This is a genomic window from Lysobacter sp. TAB13 (assembly GCF_052113885.1).
Taxonomy (GTDB): Bacteria; Pseudomonadota; Gammaproteobacteria; order Xanthomonadales; family Xanthomonadaceae; genus Lysobacter; species Lysobacter gummosus.
Genome location: NZ_JBFRDR010000143.1, coordinates 1 through 509, shown reverse-complemented (window position 1 = coordinate 509; position 509 = coordinate 1). Strand labels below are relative to the sequence as shown.

Annotated in this window: 1 protein-coding gene; it reads left to right on the top strand. The window is 64.2% G+C overall.

Going from position 1 to position 509, the window contains the following annotated elements; translation table 11 throughout:
* Nucleotides 1-22 precede the first annotated feature (22 nt).
* Nucleotides 23-509 (top strand): flagellar hook-basal body complex protein (locus tag AB4Y92_RS25530; RefSeq protein ID WP_441822160.1); only part of this gene is annotated, 487 nt, incomplete at its 3' end.

Below are 509 nucleotides of genomic sequence, written 5' to 3'. Positions count from 1 at the left end.
CTACGACAACGTCGGCAATCCGATGAAGCTCGACATCTACATGACGAAGTCGAGCGCCGGTTGGGAGGTGGCTGTCTATAACGGAGACAACCCAGCCAGCTTCCCGGCGACACCGATCGCGACAGAAACGCTGACGTTCAACGGAACGGGCCAGATGTCGGGCCCGACCAGCATGTCATTCGGCGTCCCGAATGGCGCGCCATTCACGCTCGATATGACGGGGATGAGCGAGTTGGGCGGCGACTACGCGGTCACCGGAGGTGCGAATGGCAACAAGCCGTCCGCGGTGAAGGGAGCCGAGTTCGGAGAGGACGGCACCGTCTATGCCGTCTACGAGAACGGCTCGCGAGTGGCGGCCTTCAAGGTCCCGTTGGCGACCGTCAGGAGCCCGGACAACCTGACGCCGCTTGCGGGCAACGTGTACGAAGCCAGCATCGCCTCTGGCGGTTACGAGCTCGGGACACCGGGCCAGTCCGGCTTCGGTTCGATCAGGTCGGGCGCCCTGGAGC